This window comes from Candidatus Manganitrophaceae bacterium, from assembly GCA_016200325.1.
Classification (GTDB): domain Bacteria; phylum Nitrospirota; class Nitrospiria; order SBBL01; family Manganitrophaceae; genus Manganitrophus.
In genome coordinates, this window is record JACQEZ010000020.1 from 383,969 (window position 1) to 405,991 (window position 22,023).

21 protein-coding genes are annotated in these 22,023 nt (G+C 57.2%); 15 read left to right on the top strand and 6 right to left on the bottom strand.

Annotated features, from left to right (window positions below; translation table 11 throughout):
• The first annotated feature begins 4 nt into the window (after positions 1-4).
• The 15 genes from HY282_18895 to lon all read left to right on the top strand — a co-directional run bounded on the left by HY282_18895 (position 5) and on the right by lon (position 15,645).
• A complete protein-coding gene (locus tag HY282_18895) occupies positions 5-388 on the top strand; it encodes a response regulator (protein ID MBI3805826.1) in 384 nt (127 codons plus the stop codon).
• Positions 389-638: 250 nt separating this feature from the next.
• Complete coding sequence (locus tag HY282_18900) at positions 639-1,154, top strand: protein phosphatase CheZ (protein MBI3805827.1); 516 nt, start codon at positions 639-641, stop codon at positions 1,152-1,154.
• A 238-nt stretch (positions 1,155-1,392) separates the two neighbouring features.
• Positions 1,393-1,698, top strand: a complete 306-nt coding sequence (locus HY282_18905; protein MBI3805828.1) for a flagellar biosynthesis anti-sigma factor FlgM — start codon at positions 1,393-1,395, stop codon at positions 1,696-1,698.
• Positions 1,699-1,754: 56 nt separating this feature from the next.
• Positions 1,755-2,009 carry a carbon storage regulator CsrA gene (gene csrA / locus HY282_18910; protein MBI3805829.1) on the top strand — a complete coding sequence of 85 codons (255 nt, stop codon included), beginning with the start codon at positions 1,755-1,757 and terminating at the stop codon, positions 2,007-2,009.
• A 288-nt stretch (positions 2,010-2,297) separates the two neighbouring features.
• Entirely contained in the window at positions 2,298-3,737 is a 1,440-nt protein-coding gene (locus tag HY282_18915) for a diguanylate cyclase (protein MBI3805830.1), read from the top strand.
• Positions 3,738-3,942: 205 nt separating this feature from the next.
• Positions 3,943-4,707, top strand: a complete 765-nt coding sequence (locus HY282_18920) for a hypothetical protein (GenBank protein MBI3805831.1) — start codon at positions 3,943-3,945, stop codon at positions 4,705-4,707.
• Between the two features lie 30 nt (positions 4,708-4,737).
• A complete protein-coding gene (locus HY282_18925; protein MBI3805832.1) occupies positions 4,738-5,607 on the top strand; it encodes an isoprenyl transferase in 870 nt (289 codons plus the stop codon).
• On the top strand, positions 5,597-6,520 hold the full coding sequence (locus HY282_18930) for a phosphatidate cytidylyltransferase (GenBank protein MBI3805833.1): 924 nt from the start codon (positions 5,597-5,599) through the stop codon (positions 6,518-6,520). Before HY282_18925 ends, HY282_18930 begins: the two co-directional genes overlap by 11 nt.
• Positions 6,521-6,599: 79 nt before the next feature.
• On the top strand, positions 6,600-7,760 hold the full coding sequence (locus HY282_18935) for a 1-deoxy-D-xylulose-5-phosphate reductoisomerase (protein MBI3805834.1): 1,161 nt from the start codon (positions 6,600-6,602) through the stop codon (positions 7,758-7,760).
• Positions 7,761-7,858: 98 nt separating this feature from the next.
• Complete coding sequence (gene rseP / locus HY282_18940; GenBank protein ID MBI3805835.1) at positions 7,859-8,935, top strand: RIP metalloprotease RseP; 1,077 nt, start codon at positions 7,859-7,861, stop codon at positions 8,933-8,935.
• Between the two features lie 14 nt (positions 8,936-8,949).
• The gene (gene ispG / locus HY282_18945) at positions 8,950-10,035 is read left to right on the top strand and encodes a flavodoxin-dependent (E)-4-hydroxy-3-methylbut-2-enyl-diphosphate synthase (protein ID MBI3805836.1); all 1,086 of its coding nucleotides are present in this window, start codon (positions 8,950-8,952) and stop codon (positions 10,033-10,035) included.
• Between the two features lie 52 nt (positions 10,036-10,087).
• Entirely contained in the window at positions 10,088-11,812 is a 1,725-nt protein-coding gene (locus HY282_18950) for a proline--tRNA ligase (GenBank protein ID MBI3805837.1), read from the top strand.
• Between the two features lie 202 nt (positions 11,813-12,014).
• The gene (gene rpsD / locus HY282_18955; GenBank protein MBI3805838.1) at positions 12,015-12,614 is read left to right on the top strand and encodes a 30S ribosomal protein S4; all 600 of its coding nucleotides are present in this window, start codon (positions 12,015-12,017) and stop codon (positions 12,612-12,614) included.
• A gap of 167 nt (positions 12,615-12,781) precedes the next feature.
• Complete coding sequence (locus tag HY282_18960; GenBank protein ID MBI3805839.1) at positions 12,782-13,189, top strand: Hsp20/alpha crystallin family protein; 408 nt, start codon at positions 12,782-12,784, stop codon at positions 13,187-13,189.
• On the top strand, positions 13,186-15,645 hold the full coding sequence (lon, locus tag HY282_18965) for an endopeptidase La (protein ID MBI3805840.1): 2,460 nt from the start codon (positions 13,186-13,188) through the stop codon (positions 15,643-15,645). The genes HY282_18960 and lon overlap by 4 nt, the downstream gene beginning before the upstream one ends.
• Before the next feature lie 83 nt (positions 15,646-15,728).
• On the opposite strand, the gene HY282_18970 is transcribed toward lon, so the two are convergent.
• The 6 genes from HY282_18970 to HY282_18995 form a co-directional block, all read right to left on the bottom strand.
• Positions 15,729-16,247 (bottom strand): superoxide dismutase family protein, encoded by a 519-nt coding sequence (locus HY282_18970; protein ID MBI3805841.1) that lies wholly within the window; start codon positions 16,245-16,247, stop codon positions 15,729-15,731.
• A gap of 113 nt (positions 16,248-16,360) precedes the next feature.
• Positions 16,361-17,617: a metabolite traffic protein EboE gene (gene eboE, locus HY282_18975; GenBank protein ID MBI3805842.1), complete on the bottom strand. Its 1,257-nt coding sequence runs from the start codon at positions 17,615-17,617 to the stop codon at positions 16,361-16,363.
• 223 nt (positions 17,618-17,840) lie between these two features.
• The gene (locus HY282_18980; GenBank protein ID MBI3805843.1) at positions 17,841-18,158 is read right to left on the bottom strand and encodes a cytochrome c; all 318 of its coding nucleotides are present in this window, start codon (positions 18,156-18,158) and stop codon (positions 17,841-17,843) included.
• A 41-nt stretch (positions 18,159-18,199) separates the two neighbouring features.
• Complete coding sequence (locus HY282_18985) at positions 18,200-19,783, bottom strand: glucose dehydrogenase (GenBank protein ID MBI3805844.1); 1,584 nt, start codon at positions 19,781-19,783, stop codon at positions 18,200-18,202.
• A gap of 240 nt (positions 19,784-20,023) precedes the next feature.
• On the bottom strand, positions 20,024-20,875 hold the full coding sequence (locus HY282_18990) for a squalene/phytoene synthase family protein (GenBank protein MBI3805845.1): 852 nt from the start codon (positions 20,873-20,875) through the stop codon (positions 20,024-20,026).
• Complete coding sequence (locus HY282_18995; protein MBI3805846.1) at positions 20,872-22,014, bottom strand: NAD(P)/FAD-dependent oxidoreductase; 1,143 nt, start codon at positions 22,012-22,014, stop codon at positions 20,872-20,874. The genes HY282_18990 and HY282_18995 overlap by 4 nt, the downstream gene beginning before the upstream one ends.
• Positions 22,015-22,023: the final 9 nt, after the last annotated feature.

The following is a 22,023-nucleotide window of genomic DNA, read 5'->3' on the forward strand; positions in this document are numbered from 1 at the left end:
TACGATGCTTGATCCGAATATGAAGGTCCTTGTTGTTGACGATATGTCTTCGATGAGGAGAATCATTAAGAACACACTGAAGCAGTTGGGTTTCCCGAACGTCGACGAGGCGGAAGACGGCGCCAAGGCGTTGGAGAAGGTACGCAGCGAGCCGTTTGATCTCGTGATCAGCGACTGGAACATGCCGATCATGAACGGCCTCGACCTCTTGAAGGCGATCCGTCAGGATGCGAAGATCTCATCATTGCCGGTGTTGATGGTCACCACGGAGGCGGAGATGGATCATATCCTCGAAGCAATCCGGTCGGGCGTGAACAGCTACATCCTCAAGCCCTTTACGACGGAGACGATGAAAGAAAAAATCGACAAAGCATTCAAGCAGGCGTAAGGCAGGCGTCGGATGAAAGCGATGCGATCTTAATTACGGTCGAGAGAAGAAACATCATTCTGAAAGGAACGTCTGGATGGATCTCCATGAACGGCGATTAGAGGACGATAGTATTCGGAGCCTGCTCCAAGCGGCGCGTCGGATTGTTGAAGGGAACCTCCAGAAAGAGGGAGACGAAAGGCGCTCACGGGAGACCCACCGATTAGCCGATTATCTTAAAGCGATTTCTCAAAAATTGCAGACGGCCGAAATGGAAATCGAGGGCGCATCGACACAGATCCCATACGGAACCGACCAGCTCAGCGGGGTCGCCCGGTTTACGGAGCAAGAGATTCATCGTGTTCTGGGCTTTGCCGAGAAGGCGCTCGCGAGTCATGACAAGCTTCTGATCCAGTGGGACGGGTTAAAAGGCGATCTCAGGCAAGGGGTGAATAGCGCTGAGCGCCGGAACCGCAGATTCAGTGATCTTGAAGCGGCTCTGGGAGAAGAGAAAAAGACCCTGATGGATTTGATGACGGCGCTCTCCTTCCAGGATGTCGCCGCACAATGGCTTAAAAAAATCTCCTCGGATATGAACGGCGTTCAATCACGTATTAAGAAATTAAACGGTTCCTTAAATCCCAGAGGGATCGACTCCAGCAGGCAGACCGCCCCGGAAAGAGCCGAAATGGCGGATACTTTCTCGAAGACTGCCGGCCGTTTTTCAGGGGTGGGGAAAATGGCCCAAGCGGATGTTGATCGCCTATTGAAGGAGCATGGCCTTTAATCGATGTCTCCGGTAATTCATTCGCTCCACTCATAATTACCCTCCGGTATTTTACCTCATGAGTTTCTGATAGAACTAAGGAAAGTACGCCGAACCACCTTCAGCGGAAAGGTTTTATCCCTCTTTTTTCATCCTCCCGCTCCAGACCCGCCATCGACATTCAAGTTTTAGATCAATAGACCGATAAGAAATATAGCAGTGCACTCGACCGGGTGCGATGTGAGTGAGGAGTGTTGCAGTGCCTGGCGAAGACCGGATCTATTTCTTGGAGACCCTTCTTTTCGGTATGAAGGGGAGTGACGATGACCGCAAGACGTTCTCCTCTTCGGACCGATCGGGTCGGGCCGGGTTCGACCCGATCGAAGCTTTTAAAAAGAGGAAGGCACATCGCCAGATTAAAGAAGCGATTTTCTCTCTCCCTGAAATTCGAACCGATCGGGTCGCGGCATTCCAACAGAGGATTAAGGGGGCGGGATATCACATACAAGGAGAGGTCCTCCTTGAAAAGGTAATCCGTGCGGCCTTGCTGGATGCCCTCTTCTAACAGGTTCGAGAGGCATAACCGATTGCGGTTTACTGATTGTTTCCGGAGGTAAGCAGATGCTGATCTTAACGCGAAAAGTAGGGGAAGGGATTCTCATCGGGGATGAGATTCATATCATGGTTTTGGAGGTGAAGGGGGGCCAGGTTCGCATCGGGATCGATGCTCCATCGGAAACACAAATTTATCGGGACGAGATTTATGCGAACCTGGTGACGGAGAATAAACGGACCGTCCATCCGGACCGGAAAAATTTAAAAAAAGCCCTCGATCGGATCTCGAAGCTCAAAAAGGGAAAAGGGGAATCGTCCTAAGGGACGCTCCTTTTTCCCGTTCGGGTCTGTAAAAGTATTCCTCGATTTATCTTCCCTCGAAAAGGGTCAACGACCCACTTGCCCATTTACCCATTTGCCATCGATCGGCTCGTCAAGAAAATGACGACGGGTGTCAATAAGGAAAGCGGAATGCCTTTCTATCCGCCCATTCCGTTCCATCATCATTCATAAAAGCGGCGATCTTTCTCCGGACGATCTTTTCTTTAGGGGCATAAGCATTGCATTATGCTTTGCGGCAAGAGATCTGTTCTGGAGTGGCGGCTTCCTATGAAAGAATTGGCGCGCGTTCTTTTTATCGATCAAGAATCGAAAGGACCGGATAACGCATGCCGGTTTCTGCAGAGACGGGGATTCTCGGTCTCCTCGATTCCAATTTCTTTAAGAAACGAAGCCATTTTAAAAGTCATTGAATTTAGAAAGACCGATGTGGTCGTCATCAACGGAGACCTTTCGTCGGAGAAGGTCCTCGACTTTCTAAAAAAACTTCACTCGCTTCGCTACTCCATTCCCTGTATCGTCGTCTCTTCGGTGATCTCAAGCATCCACAAGATGGCCGCATTCCGGGCGGGGGCGTATGATATTTTGCGACATCCTGTTTCTTTAGGGCGGTTGGAGAAAGCGATTCGGCAAGGATTAAAGCTTCGCGAAAGGTCGGCCCCGGTGCTCGACCGTCCAAACCTGCAGGAAGAGCGGGATCGGCTCCTGAAATGGAACGATGACCTCGGGCGGTTGCATCGACTCAACCAGAGCCTCTGCGAGTCGCTCAATCTCGATGAAGTCGTACAATCTCTGATGATGAATTTGAAAACGATTGTACGCTACGATGTCGCTTGGCTCTTTGTAAAGAGCGGGGACAAGGTACAGGTCTACTCCAGCCGGAAGCGGTCCGCCCTGCTTTTAGACAACCTTTCAAATGAAACCTCTCGAAGCGGCCAAGCATTCATCGAAACGGGTGAGCTTCCGTCGGGCGCCGTCGTGCTGGAGGAAGGCGCCGAAATCGTTGTGCCGCTCCGTGTTGCCTCAAAGAAGGTCGGATTATTGAGGTTGACTCGAAATTCAAGCGACGTTTTTAACGACTATGAGTCAAAAATCCTCGGAATGATTGCCACATCGCTCTCCCTGGCCGTTCGAAATGCGGAGATCCACCGACATGTCCAGGAGCTGGCGGTGAAAGATGAATTGACCGCCCTCTTGAACCGCCGCGCTTTTCTGAATGCGGTCGGTCGAGAGTTCAAACGGGTCGTCCGGCATGAAATGCCGCTGGCGCTCGTTCTGATCGACATCGATCACTTTAAGGAGATCAACGATCGATATGGCCACCTGATCGGTGATCAGGTGATCCGGGACTTGGCGCAGGTTCTAAATCGCTCGGTCCGCGATGTCGATACCATCGCCAGGTATGGCGGTGACGAATTCGTCATTATTCTTCCGAGGACCAACCTCGGAGAAGCATTGATTGCCGCGGAACGGATAAAAAAGACCGTTCGCACAAATACCTTCAATATCGACCGACGTCCTGTCGAGATTACGGTGAGCATGGGCATCGCCCATTGCCCGCTGCCGCAGATCCAATCGCCCGAAGACCTCTTCCGGGTGGCCGACCAAGCCTTGTATACCGCAAAGAAGAAGGGCCGAAACCGAATCGGGACTCCTCCTGTACCCGCGACCCTGGTGAAGAAGGAGACCGAAGTCTCCACCCATGCTTGAACAGTATGCGGCCTAACGCGCGCTGACCGGATGATCGGGTGAGATCGTTTGATTCCCGAGCGCGTCGCAGGGTTCGGGCCGAATAAGAATGCGAGAGGCCGAGAGGATAGACGCGATCTTACGATAAGATATTGACTTTTGAGCGTCAGAGGCATATTCTCCAAGACTTGTATCCGCTGAACATCGTTTGAATATATCCGGGGTGATGTTGAAAAGAGGGCAGTTTCTTTTTTTAGCGCTAATGCTCCTTTTGATTTTTCCGATCCCGGGTCTCCCCGCGACCGAAACAGGGAACCTGCAAGGAAATATCGACGACGTAGCAAAGGCGATCCTGACCTATTTCCCGAAGGTGAGCGGTAAGGTCACCGCGGTCGAAGGGGAAGTGATTACCGTCGACTTCGGAAAAGAGAAGGGGGTCACGCCGGGCGCTCTCCTTTCCGTCTATCGCGAGAAGGAGCCATTTTCCCATCCGATTACCGGTATCCCGTTGGGGCGGTTCGAAGAGGCGGTCGGAACCATTGAAGTTGACCAGGTGGAGCAGGCTCGTTTAACGGCGCGAAATACCGCTCAGGCCGGCATCGTCCGGGTGGGGGATCAAGTCCGCATTACGGCGACGCGGATCCCGATCGGCGTCACCCTTGTTTCTCAGGAGGGCCCCGGTTTTCTGGCGACCGAGCTGGTCTCGGCTCTCGCGGAAACAGGGCGATTTCGGGTTGATCTTCTCCCCTCACAGGCCGACCCGAGTGAGGCCTTGAAAAAGAATGATCTCTATCTGATCCGTTTGGCCACCTCCAAAGAGGAGGGCCGGTTTATGATGCAGCTGAAAATTGAAAATACCCAGACCGGCCGATCACTTTCCGACATGGCGGTCCAGATCGTTCAATCGGAAGAGAGCGACTTAATCCTCGAACACCTGCAGTATCAGCTTTTTCAACAACAGCAGCAACAGCAGCAACAAAAGAATCCATAGCGGCGGCTTTTCTGTAGGAAAGTGGAATCAATGGTATCTCGGACAAAGGATTTGGAGCAGCTGGGGGAAAAATCACTCCAGGCCCTGGTCGATCATCAGAACCTTCCCGAGCATGTAGCAATTATCATGGATGGGAATGGGCGTTGGGCCGCCGAACGGTATCTGCCTCGCATCGCCGGTCATCGGCGCGGGATCCAATCGGTCCGGGAGATCGTGACCTTCTCGAGGGAAATCGGCATCAAAGTGCTGACGCTTTTCGCCTTTTCGAACGAGAACTGGAATCGTCCTTCTACAGAAATTTCCCAATTAATGATGCTTTTGGAGAGATACTTAAAGCAAGAGTTGAAGACGATGACGGAGAATCAGATCCGATTTCGAGCCGTTGGACAGATCGAGCGGCTTCCTGGATCGGTCCTCCGGATGATCCGATCGGTCGAAGAGAAGACGGCAAAACATGAAAAGATGACATTGATTCTGGCGCTCAGCTATGGCGGGCGGAGCGAAATCGTCGATGCCGTTAGGCGGGTGGTCGAAGATGTGCAGCAGGAGAAGCTCTCCATGAAGGATCTCGATGAGCAGACCTTCTCGCACTATCTCCATACCCAGGAGGTCCCCGATCCAGACCTGATGATCCGGACGAGCGGGGAGGTTCGGATCAGCAACTTTCTTCTCTGGCAATTGGCTTACACCGAGCTCTACTTTACGCAGACTTATTGGCCCGACTTTAGAAGGAAAGACTTTCTCCTCGCTCTGCTCGATTATCAGGCGAGGGAACGCCGCTTTGGCCTGGTGAAGGAACAGGTCGCGAACCCGAACGGAGCGGGAAAGGGGGGGGCGCCCGGTTTCTCCGGAAAGTCGCTCTCCGGGGAGCCGACTGCGGGAGAAGAGCGTGACTTCTAACCCTGGGCGTGTTCCCCCATCGTCCGATCCGGGGTCCTCTCCAGGCCTGCCGTCCGGCGGAGGGTTCCGGGAACGGCTGAAACGAAGCCGTCTTACCACCGCGATCATTCTTCTTCCGGTGCTCTATCTTCTGATTCAAAAACTGCCGCCGTTCGTTTTTTTTCTCTTTGCCGCCGCCGTCATTTTAAGGGTTCAATACGAATTCTATCTTCTCTCCTTCCGCAACCGGGCGCCCGGCCTCATCTATCTCGGTCTCGCCTTGGGTTTTCTTCTTTGTCTTGGTTTTTATCGGCTTGATCTCTTTTGGCAGGCGCGCTCCGGACCGTCGCTCGTAATCGTTCCCTTGTTCATTCTCCTTATTGTCATTCTTTTTTCATTTCGGGAGATCCAGACGACGTTGACCGATGCCGCCGTGGTTTTTCTCGGGATGATCTACATCGCCGGTTTTCTCAGCCATCTCATTCTCCTTCGACAGATGCCGCAAGGAAGCCTTCTCATTCTTTTTCTCTTAATGTTGGTCTGGATCGGGGATGCCGCCGCCTATTATGTCGGTAAATCCATCGGGAGACGAAAGCTCTATCCGGAGGTGAGCCCGAATAAAACGGTGGAGGGATCGATCGGCGGATTGGCCGGGAGTTTTTTGGCGACCGTTTTGGCCCAGAGCACCTTTCTTCCGATCTTCACCTGGAGCGACTTCGTATGGGTCCCGCTGGTGGTCGGGAGTATGGGCCAGTTGGGAGATTTGGTGGAATCGATGTTCAAGCGAAGCGCGGGGGTGAAAGACTCCAGCGCGCTGATCCCCGCCCATGGCGGTCTTTTCGATAAGCTCGACAGTGTTGCGTTTGCCGCCCCGGTGTTCTATTATTACCTCCTCTGGTTTAAGGGGTACGGACCCCTGCCGCCTGGGTTTTAGACACCACTCCGACAAAGCGCGGCGGAAATTCTCCCGCCGCATCGATCAATGTAATGGGTAATGGATTGAGAGAGACGCGATGAAGAAGATCGTGATCTTGGGTTCGACCGGTTCGATTGGAACGAGCACGCTCGATGTAATCAGCCGTTTTCCCGAGCGATTTAAGGTCGTTGGTTTGACGGCCCGATCCAACAATGTTAAGCTGGAAGAACAGATCAGACGATTCAAGCCACAGGTGGTCTCACTGTCGGATGAAAAGGCCGCTTCCGTCCTTTCGAAGCGGCTTCGTCGCGCCGGGATCGAGGTGCTGGCGGGCGAAAAAGGAACGGTTGAGGTCGCCCGGATGGCCGAAGGGGAGTTGGTCGTCTCCGGAATGGTCGGAGGGGCCGGCCTGCTTCCGACCTTCTCAGCGATCCAAAGCGGCAAAAGTGTCGCATTAGCCAATAAAGAAACGCTCGTCATGGCGGGCGAAATTATCCAGCGGGAAGCAGAGCTTCGGAAGGTCCGGATCCTGCCGATCGACAGCGAGCACTCCGCCATTTTTCAGGTGATGGCTTCCGAGCGGCCGGAGGCGGTCCGTCGGATCATCCTGACGGCGTCCGGAGGCCCGCTTCTTCGATTCTCAAACGCACAGCGGCGGGCGGTCACCCCCCAAATTGCGCTGGCGCATCCGACGTGGAAAATGGGACCGAAGATCTCCATCGATTCCGCCACGCTGATGAATAAAGGGTTTGAAATTATGGAGGCCCGGTGGCTTTTTGGCGCGCCTCCCGAGAAGATCGATGTCATCATCCATCCCCAGAGCATTATCCATTCCATGGTGGAGTTCATCGATCGGTCGGTGGTCGCTCAGATGGGGCTTCCCGATATGCGCGTCCCGATCTCTTATGCGCTTCACTATCCGGAGCGGGCGCCGCTCTCCCTCCCTTCGCTCAGCTTGGAGGAGATCGGTCAGCTAACCTTCGAGAAACCGAATCTGAAAGCATTCCCTCTGCTCGGGTGCGCCTATGAAGCGCTCAAGACGGGGGGATCGGTTCCGGCGGTACTGAACGCAGCCAACGAGGAAGGGGTTGAAGCCTTCCTGTCGGAGAAGATCGGGTTTCTCGATATTTACAAAGTGATTCGTAATACACTAGACGCCCACCTGCCTCATCCGATCCGTACACTCGAGGATGTCCTCTCGGCGGATCGCTGGGCACGGGTTGAGGCGCAGCGTCAGATAGGGAAGTATGCCGCCTGAGGATCAAGCGGCCGGTCTGGCCGATTTGCAGGCGGCTGGCACGGCCGATTTGCAACGGCCGATCCGGCCGATTCGATAGATCGGGAAGGAGAGGAATCATGTTTAGTTTGTCGGCCATTGTCACCTTCTTAATCGTTCTGGGCGTGCTCGTCTTCGTCCATGAATTCGGGCATTATATCGTCGCCCGGATGTGCGGGGTCCAGGTCCAAACGTTCTCGCTGGGATTCGGTCCCCGGCTGATCTCACGGCGTTGGGGACCGACCGAATATTGCCTCTCGGTGATTCCGCTCGGAGGCTACGTCCGCCTGCTGGGAGATGATCCGAAAGAAGAGATCTCTCCCGAAGAGAAAGACCGGTCGTTTCTGACCCAGCCGGTCCGGAAGAAAATCGCCATCGTCGTGGCGGGACCGTTATTCAACCTCCTCTTGGCGCTGGTGATTTTCGTCGGCGTCTTCATGACCGGTGTTCCATCGCTCACCTCCGATGTCGGAGAGGTTCAGCCCGGCTCGGCGGCGGCGCTGGCAGGAATGAAATCGGGCGATCGGATCTTGGAAATTGAAGGGAAAAAGATCGCGCAGTGGGAAGAGATCCGCGACACCCTGCAAAAAAGTGACGGGAAAGAGCTCCACTTCGTCGTAGAGCGGGAGGGACAGCCCCTTCCGTTGCAGGTCACTCCGACGATGAAAGAGACGCAGGATGTCTTAGGAGATTCTCACAAACTCTGGCTCATCGGGATTCTTCCCAAGGGAAGCCACACCATCAAGAAGTACGACCCGCTCACGGCGGCGATGATGGGGGCGCATCGTACCTGGGAGATGATTGAGCTGAATGTCCTCGGCATTCTTCGGCTGATCCAGGGGAAGATCTCTTCGGACACGATCGGCGGGCCGATCTTGATCGCCCAGATGGCCGGCCAGCAGGCGAATGAGGGGATTTTAAACGTCGTTCTCTTTATTGCGATCCTCAGCATCAATCTTGGAATCATCAACCTCTTTCCGATTCCGATTCTCGACGGCGGGCATCTCCTCTTTTTTATTATTGAAGGAATCTTGGGCCATCCGCTGAGTCTCAAGAAGCGGGAGATCGCACAGCAGGTTGGACTTTTTATTATTATCTCGCTGATGGTCTTTGCCTTCTACAATGACATCATGCGCTTCTTCGTGAAGCAAGGATAAGAAGGATAAGTCAGATGCAGGTGACGCGGAGAAAGACGAGGCAGATCTCGGTCGGTTCGGTCAAAATCGGCGGGGAGGCGCCGGTGGTGGTGCAGTCGATGACCACCTCCGACACGCGCAATATTGCCGCAACGGTGGAAGAGATCCGACGGCTCGAGGAGGCCGGCTGTGAGATCGTTCGGGTTGCCGTTCCCGAACGAGAATCGGCGGAAGCGCTCCCGAAGATCCGTTCTCAAATTCATATTCCGCTCATCGCCGATGTCCACTTCGACTATCATTTGGCGATGGCCGCGCTCGACGCCGGGGTCGATGGACTCCGATTAAATCCGGGAAACATCGGATCGCGCGAGCGGGTCGAGAAGGTCGTCAAATCGGCGAAGGACAAAGGGGTCCCGATTCGAATCGGTGTGAATGCCGGGTCGCTGGAGCGGGACCTCCTCGAGAAGTATGGCTATCCGACCGCCGAGGCGATGGTCGAATCGGCAGTGCGCCATATCGAGATTCTGGAGTCGCTCGACTTTTACGACACGAAGGTCTCGCTGAAAGCATCCCACGTTGGATTGGCGGTCGAAGCGTACCGTCTCTTCTCGAAGCAGTCGGATTATCCGCTCCACCTCGGCATCACGGAGGCGGGCACCGCCAGCACCGGCGCCGTGAAGTCGGCGGTCGGCCTCGGCATCCTCCTCTCGGAAGGAATCGGCGACACGATCCGGATCTCGCTCGCAGCCGACTCGACCGAAGAGGTGCGTGTCGGGTTCGAGATCCTCAAATCGCTCAATCTTCGGCGGCGCGGGGTCAATGTGATCGCCTGCCCCACCTGCGGTCGCCTGGAAATCGACGTCATTAAGCTCGCCGCCATGGTCGAGTCGAAGCTGGCCCATATTACGGAGCCGATTGACATTTCGATCCTCGGATGCGTCGTCAATGGGATCGGAGAGGGGAAAGAAGCCGACATTGGAATCGCCGGGGGGCGCGGGGTCGGGCTTCTCTTCCGGCAGGGGGAAATTATCCGAAAGGTCCCTTCCGAGCAGCTGGAATCGGTGTTGTTGTACGAAGTGGAACAGCTCGTGAAGGAACGAAAGAAAGCCCGCCAAGGGTAAGCGCGTTTTTGGATGTTTTAATCTAAGACCTTCCACATTTATTTGAGTGACGATGCGTTATTCTAAATTGCTCATTCCGACCTTGCGTGAAGATCCGTCCGAAGCGGAGATCGTCAGCCACCGGCTGATGCTCCGGGCCGGCCTGATCCGGAAAGTCTCCGCCGGGATTTATAACTTTCTTCCGCTCGGGCTCCGCGTCCTCTCTAGAGTCGAAAAGATCGTGCGTGAAGAGATGGACCATGCCGGCGCACAGGAGGTCTTGCTCCCGGCGTTGCAGCCGGCTGAGCTCTGGCAAGAAACCGGACGGTGGAAGCAATACGGCAAAGAGCTGATGCGTCTGAAAGATCGCCACGACCGCGAGTTTTGTCTCGGGCCGACCCATGAAGAGGTGATCACCGATCTGGTCCGCCGCGAGGTCAAATCGTACCGACAGCTTCCGCTCAACCTCTATCAAATTCAAACCAAATTCCGGGATGAGATTCGTCCTCGGTTCGGCTTGATGCGCGGCCGCGAATTTATCATGAAGGATGCGTACAGCTTCGATGCCGAGCCGGAAGGAGCGAAAGAGAGTTATCGAAAGATGTATGACGCCTATCACAAGATCTTTAACCGGCTCGGGCTTCAGTTCCGCGCGGTCGAAGCCGACACCGGTTTGATCGGCGGAACCTCCTCTCATGAATTTATGGTGTTGGCGCAGACCGGAGAAGAGGGAATCGCCTCGTGTACGAAGTGCGATTACGCCGCCAATGTCGAGCGGGCGGAGTTGAAGGGAGAGGGACAGCCTGCCGCCGGGGAGGTCCATCCTTTAGAAAAGGTGCAGACACCGGGGAAGAAGTCGGTTGAAGAGGTCGCGGCCTTCCTTCAGGTCACATCGCAGCAGCTGGTAAAGACCCTCCTTTTTACCGCCGACAGCCGTCCGGTGGCCATCTTGGTTCGGGGAGACCACCAGGTCAATGAGATCAAGGTAAAGCGGCTCCTCGGCGTCTCCGAACTCTTTTTGGCCGAGGCCAAGCAGGTCGAAGCCTGGACCGGCGGCCCTTCCGGCTTTTCCGGTCCGGTCGGCTTGAAGAACGTCGAGGTTGTGGCCGATCTCTCGGTCGAGACGATGTCTGAAGGAATCGTCGGCGCGAACGAAAGAGATGCCCATTACCTCCATGCGGTGGCGGGCCGAGATTATCAGGTTGGCCGCTTTGCCGACGTTCGGAATGCCGTCGCGGGAGATCTCTGTCCCCGGTGCGGCGCGCCGATGAAGATCGACCGTGGAATCGAAGTCGGTCATGTTTTCATGCTCGGAACCAAATACAGCGAGACGATGAAGGCGACTTTTCTCGATGCGAAGGGGGAGGAGCGCTTCTTCGTCATGGGTTGTTATGGAATCGGCGTCTCCCGGATCATGGCGGCTGCGATCGAGCAGAATCATGATGAGAAGGGAATCGTCTGGCCGATGCCGATCGCCCCTTTTGCCGTCCACATCATTCCGGTTCAGGACCAATCGGAGCGGGTCATGATTACCGCCGAGCTGATCTACAGCTCTCTCGTTCGGGCCGGGATCGAGGTCTTCCTGGAGGACCGCTCCGAGCGGGCGGGGGTCAAGTTTAACGATGCCGATCTCCTCGGCGCCCCCTACCAGCTGACCATCGGGGAGAAAAACCTCAAAGAGGGATTTGTAGAGATTAAACACCGTCGAACCGGCGAGAAACAAAAGGTGGAGGTCGACAAGGTCATTGACGACCTCATTGCACTGCTTCTCGGCCCGAGACCCTCTCCCTCGGCTTAAACCGCCTTCTTTACCGCAAGCTCATCTTTATCGATCGTTCTTCCTTTATTTTCATTCCCGGATTCTATTCCTGTTTGATCCGACCCCTTTTCTCTCGAAGCGTCCTTCTTTACAATAAGAGTTAGTTTCCCCAGACGAGGGAGGCTGAGGCAGGGCTTGAAAACGCCCCTTGTCCGCTTTATCTATAGAGGAAAGGAAAGCGATGGGAGCAAAACGGGAGCCACGGCATAAGACATCTCGGAGATATGGAATGGATCTGTTCGGCACCGGCGGGGAGTCGCTTCAACGCCGTTTAAATGTCCCTCCCGGCGGGAGACGCCCGGGGGTCCGACGTCCGACCGAGTACGCCAGGCAGCTGCGCGAGAAACAAAAGGTCAAAGATATTTATGGAATCCGGGAAGCGCAGTTCCTTCGGTATGTCGAGCAGGCACAGCGTTCGGGAGAACCGTTGGGCCGTGCTCTGTTGGAAGCGCTCGAGCGGCGATTGGACAATGTCGTCTATCGTCTCGGTTTCGCTCGAACACGCCTCATGGCCAGACAGATGATCACCCATGGCCAAGTTCAGGTAAACGGTGTTACGGTGACGATCGGATCGTATCTCGTCTCGCCGACCAGCCGGATTACTCTGAAAAAAAGAGCACTGGAGATGCCGGTGGTACAGGAAGAGCTCGCTTCCCGTCAGCCGACCGTCTCCTGGCTTCGGCGGGTGGAGACGGCCGGTGAAGTCATCGGTCGGCCGCGTCGTGAGGAGATCGACTTCGATGTGGACGAATCGCTGATCGTGGCGTTTTATACCCGATGACCGATCCGATCCTCTTCTTTTGACCTTGCCCTGTTGACCGCCCTCAGAACTCCTGCTGAGTCCACGGATAGAATCGAATAGGAAAGGTATGCAATACTGAAGGCGAGAGATGCGTGGGAAGCAGTCGCGGAGTGAGACCGGAGCGTCTCATCTTTAGGGAGGACAGGATGCGTTATCGCTGGATTCGTTACCGTTATGCAGAGGTGGTTCAAGATGCGGCACCGCTCCGATTGGAGGAGCCCTGGGCCGGCCGTCGCGTAAAGCTCGCCCGACCTCAGTGGCGGCCGCCGGTCGATCTCTATGAGACCGAGAGCAGCCTGATCGTGAAGGTCGAGGTCGCCGGCTTGAGAGAAGAAGATTTTGAAATCACCCTTTACGACGATACTTTGGTCATCGAGGGGATGCGCTCCTGGCATCTCTCCGATGCAGCCCGGTTCCACGCTTTAGAGATCCACTATGGTCCTTTCCGCGTCGAGGTTCCGGTGGCACTCGAGATTGATCGCGAACGTGTGAGTGCGCGGTATGAACTTGGTTTCTTATATGTGACCCTTGTGAAAACGGAGGTGACCCGATGACCGACCCCATTAATGAAGTAAAAGGGATATCCCTTCCGGACGTACTGCCCGTGCTTCCCCTGCGAGACACGGTCGCTTTCCCTTCGGCGGTGATTCCGCTGCTGGTTGGACAGGAGCGCTCCGTGAAGCTGGTGGACGATGCCATGCGCGCCAATCGCCTGCTCATTTTGACGGCGCAGAAGAGTCCGGAGGTCCGCCCTCCCGGTCCGAACGACATTTACCACATCGGAACGGCCGCGGTGATTCAACAGCTGTTCCGCGCGCAGGACGGCACCATTCGTCTCTTGGTCCAAGGCATTGAGCGGGTTCGGCTGCTTGACTTCGTGAAGACCGAGCCCTACCTGATCGCCCGAATCGAGCGGATGCCGGAGGTGAGCGAAGAGGGGGTCGAAGTCGAGGCGCTGATTCAGGCCGTCCGCGACCAGGTCCAACGCTTGGCCCCGCTGATTCCCGAATTTCCCGATGAGCTTGCAAGTGCCCTGAAGGGGCTCTCCGACCCGCGGCAAGTCGCCTATCTCGTCGCGACGAGCGTGCCGATCTCGGTCGGAGTCCGTCAAGAAATCCTGGAGATCGATTCGGTCGAGGTTAAACTGAGACGGCTGGTCGAAATCCTCCAGCATGAATTGGCGGTTCGAGAGCTCGGTCAGAAAATCACGGAAGAGACGCAGGAAGAGATGTCGAAGGCCCAACGGGACTACTTCCTCCGAGAGCAGCTGAAGACCATCCAGCGGCAGCTCGGAGACGAAAACCCCGAGCAGGCGGAGATCGAAGCATTTCGAAGAAGGTTGCAGGAGGCACCGCTTCCCGAAGAGGTCCGAAAGGAGGCGGAGCGGGAGCTGGCGCGTTTGGAGCGTCTTCCGCCGGCGGCTGCAGAACATGGAATGATCCGTACCTACCTCGATTGGCTGCTGAGCCTTCCGTGGGGAAAGGCGACCGGCGGACAGATCGATGTCTCGTATGCCCGAAGGATCTTGGACGAAGATCACTACGACCTTGAGAAGATCAAAGACCGGATTCTCGAGTATCTGGCCGTCCGGAAACTTCGCGAGGAACGGAAAGCGGCGAACCCTCCGACCGAAGGGGGAGAGAGGACCTATGCGTCCGAATCGAGCCCGCTTCCCCAAACGCCCGAGGACGAAAGCCGGCGGGAGCCGATTCTTTGCTTCGTCGGCCCTCCGGGGGTCGGGAAAACCTCACTCGGACAATCGATTGCGAGAGCGATGGGGCGGAAGTTCGTCCGGATCTCGCTCGGCGGGGTCCATGACGAGGCGGAGATCCGCGGACATCGGCGAACCTACATCGGCGCCATGCCGGGGCGGATTATCCAGGCGCTTCGGCGGGCGGAGACGTTTGATCCGGTCTTCATGCTCGACGAGGTCGATAAACTCGGCGTCGGCTTCCATGGCGACCCGTCGGCGGCCTTGTTAGAGGTGCTCGACCCGGCGCAGAACAATGCGTTCGTCGATACTTATCTCGGCGTTCCGGTCGATTTATCAAAAGTGCTGTTCATCTGCACCGCAAACACGACCGAGACGATTCCATCGGCCTTGCAGGACCGGATGGAGATCGTGACCCTCTCCGGCTATACGGAGGAAGAGAAGGTGCAGATTGCACGACGGCATCTTTTAACCAGGCTGCTTCGCGCACATGGCCTGTTGCCGCAGGAAATTCAGATCGACGACGAGGCGATCCGGCGGGTCGCGCGCGACTACACCCGCGAGGCCGGGGTGAGAAACCTCGAGCGTGCGCTGGCGGGTGTGCTACGAAAGGTGGCCCGACGGATCAGCGAGGGGACGCCGACGCCGATCGAGGTGACCGGCGATAAGGTGCCCGACTATTTGGGACGGCCCCGTTTCTTCAACGAGGTCGCGGAGCGAATCGACCGGCCCGGTGTCGCCACGGGCCTTGCTTGGACGCCGGTCGGCGGCGATGTCCTCTTTGTCGAGGCGACGATGATGCCGGGACAGGAGGAGCGTCTCATCCTCACCGGGATGCTCGGCGATGTGATGCGGGAGTCGGCGCAAGCGGCCCTCTCTTATGTCCGCTCAAATGCCGAACGGCTTGCGATCGATCCGAAGATCTTCGACGGAAAGGTCGTCCATATCCATGTTCCGGCGGGGGCGATTCCGAAAGACGGCCCCTCGGCCGGCGTGACGATGACCGCCGCGTTGGCATCCCTTGCATCGGGTCGGCCGATCAGAAACGATTTGGCGATGACGGGCGAGATCACCCTTCGCGGGAAGGTGCTGCCGGTGGGCGGGATCAAAGAAAAGGTCTTGGCCGCTTATCGGGCCGGGGTCAAGACGGTCCTTCTTCCTCATCGGAATGAATATGACCTGGAGGATGTGCCCGAGGAGGTTAAGCAAGAGATGACGTTTGTTCCGCTCGATTCGGCGGAGGATGTATTGAAGAATGCGTTGATGCCGCTGCCTCAAGAGACGCGGATTCTTGTCTAAAGATTCTGCCTGCCGCCGGGGGTGTTTGCCCTACCCCCGGCGGTCCACGCTGCGCGCCCGCGGAAGAACATCGCGGAACGGCCTTATTTTTTCTTGATCATGCCGCAGGCCACCCGGGGGCCGGCGTTGCCGATCGGATCGCTCTTTTCGTCATCGGGAGCGACGTGGATGACCAGGGCGGTCCCTTCGGTTTGGAGGAGGGAGTTTTTTCCCTCGTTAAAAGTCACCCGTTTTGTCGTCACCTCTGTTTTGACCGTTCCATCCGGTCCGACCGTTAGGTTCGGAAGGTCTCCGGCATGAGGGCCTTCCGAGCTTTGCAGACCATGCTTCTTTCCCTCCGGGTTGAGATGTCCTCCGGCGGTTTTGAAATCGGGGCCTTCACATTTTCCTGCGGCATGGATGTGAACGCCATGCTGTCCGGGGGCAAGCTTCGAGGCCTCAATCGCGATCTTCACGCCGTCTGATCCCTCCGTAAAGGTCGCCGTGCCGATTTTCTCTCCTTGACCGTTTTGGAGATCGGCCTCTCCCTTCGATACGTTTTCCGCAGAGGCGACGCCCACCCACAATAAGAGTCCGGACGCAATTAGGGCGATGTGGTTCATCTGCATTCCCTCCTTTATTCTTTTCATGATGAGTGAAGTGCTATCCCGTGGTGAGGTAGAGAGTATAGGAGGGTTCATCCGAGGAGTCAAGCCGGGTGCGTCTGCAGGGTCGCTTATGCCGCATCGGGGGTTCGGTCCGACCGGTTTTCTTTTCCGATCATTTTTAAACGGCCGAGAACCCAGCGGTACTCTTCCGTCATGGCGTCGAGGCGATCCCGCCGGAGCTCCGGCGGTAAAAACTCCCAGCCATATGTCTCAATTTCCAGATGCTGCGTCAACCCCTTTTCTCGCACCCGCCGAAGAAGCACTTCGGTCTCTTCTCGGGTCGATCGGCAATAGCCGAATTCTGACACAAAAAGCGGCAGATGAAAATGAATCCGCCACGTCCGCTGCTCGCGGCTCCAGGGGATCGGATACAGATCGCTGAGATCGGCATACCGGCGAAGCGTGCCGTTCGACTCCCGTTCGACCACCTGATGAAGATAGATCGACTCCCGGAAAGGATCAAGCTGGCGTCCGATCTCGATGAGGCGGTCTCGGTCAGGCGGCACCGCCACCTCCATCGCCGCGCTGATCTGAACTTTGCCGATCCGAATTTCTGCACGCGAGAGGCGATCGACCGCAGCGGCGGGCTCTTCATACGCCACCGCCATGTGGGAGGCGTCGTAACAGATGCGAATGTGTTTTAAAAGATTGCGCTCCGCCTGTTGAACCGATGTCCAGGTCTGCCGGGCGAGGAGAGGTGCGCCGATCGGGAGAAGATAGCGCTGATAAAAATCGAGGATATCCCCGCTGTTCTCGAGTAAGCCGTCGGGCTCCGGCTCAAGGTCGAGATGAATTCTCTTTCCCGTCTCCCGCCGGACCGAGACGAGCGCCGAGGCGATCCGAGCCAGATTCTGAACGATCGACTCCCAGGTCGAGGGGTCGTTTGCAATCATCCACCGCTTATAAGTCAACGGCGAGGTGGAGATGCCGCCGTCGATCCCCTCGGGAAGGAGCCGCCGGAGAATCTCAATCAACCGGAGCGTATAGTGAACGCGCATGTCGGTTCGCCAGTCGGGGGCGAAGACCCCGGCTTTAATCCGTTGCCGATGAAAAGCGCCGAAGGGAAAGCCGTTGAGGGTGAAAAGATAGAGGCCGTTCTCATCCAGGAAGGCTTTGAAGCGGTCCATCTCCTGTCCGCTCAAGAGCGCTTCGCTCTCCCGTGAGGAGAGGCGCAGTCCCAGACCGAACGGCGCATGGGGCGAGAGCCGTGCCTTGAGCGCCGGCGCGTAACGCTGAAGGTTGGAGAAGACCTCCGGCCAGCCGTTCGCCGGAAAAAGGTTGGAGCAGTAGGTGAGGTGGAGCGATGGATTAGGTCCGATCTGCATGGCTCACGCTGTCGACCCTCCGGAGGAGCGACCTGTGCCGATCGTGCTTATTTCGGGTCATCGGTTCTTTCACTCCCGTTTGTAAAATTTACACGATAACGGAGGTTTGGAAGAGCATCTTTCCCAAAGGGTGCACCGAGCGCGGGCCCGGTTTCCGCTCCGCATCTTTTATAGTTATCCTCTAATTCGGGGCTGGAATCAAGGCCGGGTGCAGGGATGCCGATCATCCATGATGTCGGAGTATTTTGAGATAGGCGACGATCTGATCGAGGTCTGGGTCGGAGAGCTCTTCCTGAGAGAAAGCCGGCATCGCGCCGATCCCGTGGCGGACCTGAAATTTGATCATGAAGCCGGGGAGCGGTTTATTATTGAGCGCCGGACCGACCCCGGCCTCTCCCTTCGGATGACAGGGGCTGCAATGTTCCATGAAGAGCGCTTGACCTCTTTGCACGGAAGGCGAGGCGACCGACAAGGGCGAGGTGATCGGCTCGCTCCGTCGGGCCGATCCGCACCCGGCCGACAAAAGCAACCCGGCCAAAATAAAAAAGAACCGAAGCCGATCGGCCGCGCCGGGTCGGGGGGTCACCGCGACGCTCCTTTCATTGGGGGCGATGGGATCTTCCGAACGATCCGCCAGAGAACGCCGGTTCCTTGATATGGCTGCTCCTTCGCCATCGGCTCCGACGCGCCGGGTGGTTTTTTCATCTTCTCGCCCATCGTCAAGACTCCAAAATCGACGACATAGAGGGCGGTCCCTTTCGGATTAAACCGGGCTGCCACCGGCCGCTCCAGCCCCCCGCCGCCGATCCGAGAGGCGGGGCCGTTCGTCGGTCCGCGATTTACGGCGAAGTCATTGATGATCCCGGTGCCCGGATCGACCCGGACCACCTTGAATCCGACCGGCGCGAAAACCTTCCCGGTGGCCGGCGCTTGATCGCCGAATTGGGCGATGAAGGCCTCGCCGATATAGCCGAAGTCGGTATTGCGGGAGAAGTCGAATCCGTTGGAGGAAGAGTGAACCTCCAGGACGGCGGCCGGTTTCGGTGGATCATTCGGGGGCTCGGAGAGAAGCAGGCGCGGCCGCTCCTTGCCGGGCGGGAGATAATGGTCTCCTGTGTTGAGAGGACGGGCGCCATGATAGTCGGGCCAGCCGTACCAGGTGCCCGGCGTGATCTTCCAGAGGAGATCGCCCGCCCCGTGGACCGGCCGGCTCCCCCGGTCGTCATAAGCGTTGTCGGTGACATAAAGTTCCCCGGCCGGGGAGAGGGCCAGCCCAAATGGGTTTCTAAATCCCCACGCGACCAGCTCCGGTGGTTCTCCCTCTTTTCCGAGTCGGAAGATCGCACCGCTACAGGGAACCTGCCCGGAGATCACCTGGCCCGCTTGGGTGGGGGTGCCGAAGGGAGAGAAGGCGCCGGTAACGACCGGTTGATCCGCGCCGGGGTGCCTTGGGTCTTTGCGCGGATCTCTGGAGGTGTAGTTCTCCCCCTTCAGCGTCACATCTTTACACGGAATGTCATGTCCCACCGGGTTGCGCAGAAGCCAGCCGAAGTGGGCATTGTCCTCGCCGACGATGCCGGCATTGGTATACGTTCCGATGGCGAAGTAGATCGCGCCGTCGGGACCGATCACCGGCCCGTTCGTATGGTGGTCGCCGGTGCTCGGGAGGTGATCGATCAGCGGATGGATCGTTCCGTCGGGGGTGATCCGGAGGAGCCGCCCGCCCAGCAGCTCTCCTCCCTCCGCCACATAGAAATCCCCTTGGTAAAAAGCGACGCCGGTCCAGGGGCCGTTTTTTTCTCCCGATGCGATCACGCGCGTTGTTCCGTCCGACTCGATCCGAAGGAGACGCGGGATCGTCCAGACCTCGCCGTAGGAGTAACCCGACTCCACGACATAAGGAACGCCCGCATCATCGAAAGCAACGCCGGTCGGAAAGGTCAACCCGGTGGCGACCGCCTCGATCTCATATCCGCCCGAAAGGGCAACGCTGGAGGGGGAGACTTGTCGCGGCGGATGGAAGACGGTCTGCCCTCCCCCTTCGGACGTTCGCAATGTGTAGCATCCGGTAAAGAGGAGCCCGAATATGATGATGAGTGGAATGACCTTTGCCCCGGATGGAGCTCGGACCGGGTCGATCTGACTTCGCTGAATGTCCACAGGCATCTCTGACTCCGGCAGGATTTCTTCTCGGTTTAGCGTGTTGAATGTAAGTTGGCCGACCAAGGCGATTTTGTAGCCGATGGGAGAGGGTGCAACCTGCATACCTGAGAAGGAGCGGTTTCAAAGAGGTATTTAGGAAATGGGTGAAAAGGAGTGCAGAAGAGTCGCAGCCCCCTTCGTTCCGGGCGGAAAATGAAGAAGAGAGCATTGATCCGATGAATAAGGAAATCGGATGAGAAAAAATTAGCGCTGAAACTTTCCGGCGAGGGTTTCGGCGATGACCCGGCTGCGGGCCCACCAGGAGAGTCGGATCTGCCGGTCGAGGACGACCAAAGGATCCCGGTCGATCCGGTCGATCATCGCAACATAAACATTTCGCATCAGCGAGACGGCGAGCCGCGCATCCTCTTCGATGCAAGGGATCAACTTCTCTGATTCGTTGAAGTAGCCCCGGACCCGGCCGATTTGAAAGGTCATCAGTCGAAGAAAGGCCTCATTTTTCACCCGGGCCGTCAGCTCCCCCTCCGAATAGCCGGCCGCTTCGATCTCCTCCAGCGGCAGGTAAATCCGCCCGCGGCCTAAATCTTCTCCGATGTCGCGGAGGATGTTCGTCAGCTGGAGCGCCGTCGAGAGGGCCCGTCCATATTCGACGCCGCGCGGATCGCGGTAGCCGAAGACGGGGAGGGAGAGGTCGCGAATCGTCGTGGCGACGAGGTCGCAGTAGACCAGGAGCGAATCGAACGTCGGATAGCGGTTGTAGAGGAGGTCCATCCGGCACCCTTCGATCAATCCCTCGAAGCCTTTCTTCGGAATTGGATAACGTTTTAATGCATCGGCGAGGGCAATCGTAATCGGATGGGTCGGCCGCTGGTCGTAGCATCGATCCAACTCCTCCTGCCAGGCTTTGAGCAATTCTTCCAGCGGGGCCGCCTGCTTTTCATCGACGAGGTCGTCGGCATAGCGGCAGAAGGCATAAACGGCATAGATCGCATTCCGTTTCGGGAGGGGAAGAAAGCGGAAGCCGACCGAGAAGTGCGGTCCGCAGCGATGGGTCAGGCGGCGACAGTAGTCGTAGGCTGATTCAACCGAGGTCATGGCTTGATCGGGCCCAACTCGGGCGTAGTGGAAGGGGGTTTTTCTCGACACCAGTGGGGGGAGAGCCGGTGGACGCAGCGTCCCCGCCCGCGCCAGCCCCACTTGATCGCCGGGAGGAGCAGCCGCTTCCACCATGGTGACTGATGCCATTTGCCGAGATAATCTTGTAAGTCGCCCCGGCCCGATTGCTGGATGAAGATCCGAAGGCCGGTGTTTCCGCCGAGCTCATAAAGAAATCGATTCACCAAGCTGACCTCCTGGGCCGGCCCGAGCGCCTCTTTCCAGAGGCGGTCGTAAGGGGTCTGTTTGATCACACTCTCCGCCGCCAAAAATCCGGTCGTGAGCGCATAGCGGATGCCAAGCCCGAAGAGATAATCTTGAAACCCGCCCGCTTCCCCGACGAAGCGGCGGCCGTCCGCCTCCGCCGATTCCTTCAGGCTGAAGTTCATAAAAGAGTAGCCGGTTTTTTCATCCCGGATCGGAAAGGTCGCCAGCTCTTGAAACCGGCGGAACGATCGATCGAAGTAGTCGTTGATCCGGGAGAAGTCGCGGGTGATCGCGCAGCCGAAGGTCGCTGCGCCCTCGAGGACGAAGAGATAGGCATAGCCGCCGGGGGAGAGGTTCATGTCGAAGAGGACCCAGACGGTGTCGGGGAGCGAGGTGGTGAAGGTCATCTCTTTCGCAAGGCCGTCGGGGGTCGCCGGACCGGTGGCGACGATCGTTGCCTCCTCCGGTTTGATCCGCGTTTTATAGTGGATTTTCGCTCCCGCCGCGAGCGCCTGGGCGAGGAGGCCGCGGTCGAGCGTCTCTCCTTCGCTGCCGCGACGAATGAAATAGGCATAGGGACGGCGGCTCGTCACCGCCTGGGAATGGAGCCGATCGTCGAAAAAGGTGGCGTTCTGGGTCGGCCTGAGATAGAAATTGACGGCGAGGCCGAATCGCTTGAGCATCTCCGTTACATCTTCGGCGCGGCTCATATTTTCGATCACCTGGAAATCGCCGATAAAGCGGGCGCCGACCGCTTCGCGCGCTTCAAAAAGCTCGACCTCATATCCGGCGCGCGCCAGGGCGATCGCCGCCGTCAGACCCGACGGGCCGGCCCCTGCGATCTTGATTTTTCTCCCGCTCTCTCTGACCATCCGGTCTAT